Genomic DNA, 4,018 nt, shown 5'->3' on the forward strand with positions numbered 1-4,018 from the left:
GTCCAGTTGCCCGGCAAAGGTTGGCATTAAGGAACAACCTTGGCTAGACCTTGATCCCTTTTACATGAGTCTGTAAGAAACGGGGACAGATTTATTTTTGAATAAAAAATGCGGGGATAAATAAATCTGTCCCCATTTCGTTAATTTCGTTGCATTTCGTTGTTCTCAGGAGACGTGTCCAATTTTCCGTTTTTCGTGCCTTCTTTGAACATTTCATTGCAAGTTTCTCATATCTTCGCCACAATAAATTATATCAACTACAGCATCCACCAGAGGCAGGGAATCACTTTTACTCACAAGGAGAAAAGCCCATGCGAAGATATCCGGCCTTTTTTTCGGCGCACGGCTACCACCTGCTGGACAATAGAATGTGGCTCGTTCTTACCACTTTGTTCCTTCTCTGTTGTCAGGTCCAGATAGGCCAGGCCACCGACACGCCCCAACCGATCCAGATCGCCATCACTCCCTGCACCGAGATTATTAAGACATTTAAAGAGTTTCAGCCAATCGTGGCTTACCTGGAACAGCAGCTTAGGCAACCGATCACTCTCGTTGTTCCTAAGGATTTTAATGAATTCGAACGATTCGCCAAAGAGGAACGTGCCGACTTCTTTTTCCAGGCGCCGCATACCTATGTGCGTTTGGCCCATTTCTATAACCGGGAGATGCTGCTTAAGGCGCTGACCCCGGAAGGCGAGACAAGACACCGGGGGGTGATCATTGTCCGCAACGATAGCCCCATGCAACAGCTGGAGGATCTCAAGGGGAAATACATCATCTTTGGCGCCCAAAACGATATGGCGAAATCCCTGTCGGCGCAGCATCTTCTTGCGAGTAAGGGGATTAGCCTGGAAAGAGACCTTAGTGGTTACAAACATAATGGTAGCTGTGAATCCATCGCCCTCAATGTTTTTCTGAAATCCGCCGATGCTGGGGCGATCTGCGACTACTCCTTTAATCATATCAACAAACCGAAGGAGGTTTCCGAAAGCGATATACCTTCCGGACAGTTGCGGATTCTCGCCCAGACTGAGGAACTCCCTACCTGGGTTTTTGCCGCCCGCAGCGGCGGAGATATCGGTCTCGTTAGCCGAGTTAACGAGGCTCTGACCGCCCTTACCCCGAAGAGTGAAGGGCATGAAGAGATCCTTGAGTCAGCGGAGGTGGGCGGGTTTGTAAAGGCCAGGGACAGTGACTATGACGAAGTCAGAAAAATCCTACTGCTAGTCCGTTAGCACCTATGAAATCTCTCAAGGCCAAGATTAGCATCCCTGTTGTCTGCCTTGTTGTTGGCGCCCAGTTTACCACTGGTCTGTTTATCGTTTCCCGGGTGCAGGAGGCGATGTACCATGAAAATCACAATCTAGGCATGGCGTTGACCAGTGATCTGGCCCATGTCTGCACCAGCTCGCTAATCAGCAAGGATTTGTTCGAACTCCGCACCTATATCCGCTCCACCATGACCCAGGAGTATGTGACCCAGGCCATGGTTGTTGATAATGATTGCCGCATCATCATGCACAACAACTTGGCGATGGTCGGCGAAACATATAAGGGGACCTGCGCTCAGCCGGGGCAGCCACAGTTTAGCGAACACAATATTAACCAGGCCGGTGAAACTGAGATGGATATTCTGGTGCCAATCGAGGTTGGCGGCACGCAGCTTGGCAGCGCGATCCTCAGTTACTCGCACTCCGGCATCAAAAAGGAAATTACTACCATTACCCGGGATATCCTCCTGGTTGTCATCATCGCTTCAGGAGTTGCCACCCTTTTCGCAATCCTGTTGGCTGAATATATTGTTCGCCCTATCAGACACCTTTGTCAAGTCGCCGAGGAGCTGGGCCGCGGTGTCTTTGACTTCAAAAAAATGGACGAGGAGTACAGCGACGAGATTGGCGACCTCAAAAGATCCTTTTACGATATGGCCGGCAAGCTGGAGAAAGAGGTTTGTTATGACACTCTGACCAGCCTGAACACACGTAACGTCTTTCAAATTCGCCTGACCGAGGAGTGCTTCCACTGCCTACGCCACAACTGCTCCTTTGCTGTACTGATGCTCGATGTCGATCATTTTAAAAAGGTGAACGACACCCATGGCCATAGAGTTGGCGATGAGGTCTTGCAGCACATTGCCGCAACTTTGAAAGGACAGACCAGGGGCTGTGACTGCCCGGCCCGTTATGGCGGAGAAGAATTTATCGTGTTGCTGCCGGAAACGAACCGCCTTGGGGCTTTGTACACCGCCGAAAAAATCCGCCAGACAGTCGAATCTGAATCATTTCTGCTGCCGGATGGCAGCAAGATCCCACTCACCATCAGCATCGGCATCGCAATGTTCCCGGATGACAGCACCAATTACTCAGGACTCATCGAACTGGCCGATCAGGCCATGTATGAAGCAAAGAAAAGGGGCAGAAACTCCGTGGTCCAGGCAAGTTTACTCAAAAAAATCAGTGAGGAAAGTCTGGGGTCGGTCAAAATAACTAGCCGATTAGATGAGAAAAAGACACCAGAAAGAGGGGGTGTTTCGCCTTAGATGTCTGATAGCAAGGATCAAATGGTCTATTATAGTGGGGCGGGGTCGGACCGAATTAACATGCTTATTTAATTGAAATAAAGTTGACATTCGCTATGTTTTCTAGCCTTAGAAGGGTATTTTTGAATAACAAAGAAAGGCAAAGAAACGGGGACAGATTTATTTTTGAATAAAAAATGCGGGGATAAATAAATCTGTCCCCGTTTCGTCCCCGTTTCGTTGCAATTTTGCGAAGGTGAACCCACAATTTTGATACTATCATCTTGAAATTGTAGAACATTGCAAGCAACGAGTCTGGTCGCATAACAAATGTGTCTTCCTTTAAATGTTTGAAATAATGTAATAATTTTTCTTGGCATTTTGGCTGTCTGAAGCAATAACTTTGGCACAAAAACATAGGCAGACTTTTGCTATAGACTCGTTCGGCGGAAAAGGTCTGCTGAACACAACCAAAATAAAAGGAGGAGGGTATGAAGAAAAGACTGTTAACTGCATTGGCAATAAGCGTAGTAGTGTTTGGCATGTTAACCACATCACGCGCAAAAGCCACAACCTTAACTTTCGATGATGTGACAACCGGAAATGTTGCATACCCACTTCAAAGCGTTGCTCCAAATTATGGTGGGCTGACATGGAGTAATTACTGGGGGGTAACCAAGGGAACTAATTACCCTGGAAGTGGATACGAAAATGGGGTGGTTTCCGGTGAGTATGTTGCATATTATGGTTCCCACCCCGTAACCATTACAGGCGCTACTTTTGATTTTGATGGGACATATTTAACATCATCTTGGCTGGATAGCCTAAATATATTAGTTGAAGGTTATGCCGGAGGAAATCTGCTGTATTCTCAAACCGTACAAACTCTGAAATCCCAGCCTACATGGTTTGATTTCAATTACACGGGAGTTAACGAATTAAAGTTTTTTGCCGACAATAATAATAATTTTGCAATGGATAACTTTACATTTAATCATAGTAATCCCGTCCCTGAACCAGCGACCATGCTCCTCTTCGGCACTGGCATAGCTGGCCTTGCAGCAACAAGAATCAGAAGAAAAAAGAAGTAGCAATCAACAAAGCAGGGGGTATTACATTTCTATTTTTCCATATTTACTGGCGAGATCGCCGAACCAGGCAATTCACTTGACCCCAAGGGCACCGTTTCTTGTGGTCAAGTGACCTTGTCGTTCAGGCTGTAGAAAAAGTCAAAAATGCTTTAAATACTACCGCAAATCTGGTAATTTACCTGCAGTAATAAACAAGATGATGGCTTGAAAACATCACCGAACGAAAAGGGGACAGATTTATTTTTTGACTCCCCTCCGCCTGTGTGGTAATCTTTATTCATGCCTAGACGAGCCCGTATAGTCCTCCCGAACTGTCCTCACCATGTCATCCAGCGTGGTCATAACCGGCAGGTCGTTTTTGCCAGTGATGACGACTATCTCTTTTATCTTGATACTCTCCAGGAATGGA

4 protein-coding genes are annotated in these 4,018 nt (G+C 46.8%); all 4 read left to right on the forward strand.

Annotated features, from left to right (window positions below):
• The first annotated feature begins 311 nt into the window (after positions 1–311).
• Positions 312–1,235 carry a phosphate/phosphite/phosphonate ABC transporter substrate-binding protein gene (locus FP815_03835; GenBank protein MBA3014068.1) on the forward strand — a complete coding sequence of 308 codons (924 nt, stop codon included), beginning with the start codon at positions 312–314 and terminating at the stop codon, positions 1,233–1,235.
• Between the two features lie 5 nt (positions 1,236–1,240).
• A complete protein-coding gene (locus tag FP815_03840; protein MBA3014069.1) occupies positions 1,241–2,539 on the forward strand; it encodes a diguanylate cyclase in 1,299 nt (432 codons plus the stop codon).
• A 470-nt stretch (positions 2,540–3,009) separates the two neighbouring features.
• Entirely contained in the window at positions 3,010–3,609 is a 600-nt protein-coding gene (locus tag FP815_03845) for a PEP-CTERM sorting domain-containing protein (protein ID MBA3014070.1), read from the forward strand.
• A 279-nt stretch (positions 3,610–3,888) separates the two neighbouring features.
• Positions 3,889–4,018 (forward strand): transposase (locus FP815_03850; GenBank protein MBA3014071.1); only part of this gene is annotated, 130 nt, incomplete at its 3' end.

The organism is Desulfobulbaceae bacterium (genome assembly GCA_013792005.1).
In the GTDB taxonomy this organism is placed as follows: Bacteria; Desulfobacterota; Desulfobulbia; order Desulfobulbales; family VMSU01; genus VMSU01.

Coding starts and splice junctions, on each gene's coding strand:
- FP815_03835 (MBA3014068.1), top strand. CDS start 312: ATGCGAAGATATCCGGCCTTTTTTTCGGCGCACGGCTACCACCTGCTG.
- FP815_03845 (MBA3014070.1), top strand. CDS start 3,010: ATGAAGAAAAGACTGTTAACTGCATTGGCAATAAGCGTAGTAGTGTTT.
- FP815_03840 (MBA3014069.1), top strand. CDS start 1,241: ATGAAATCTCTCAAGGCCAAGATTAGCATCCCTGTTGTCTGCCTTGTT.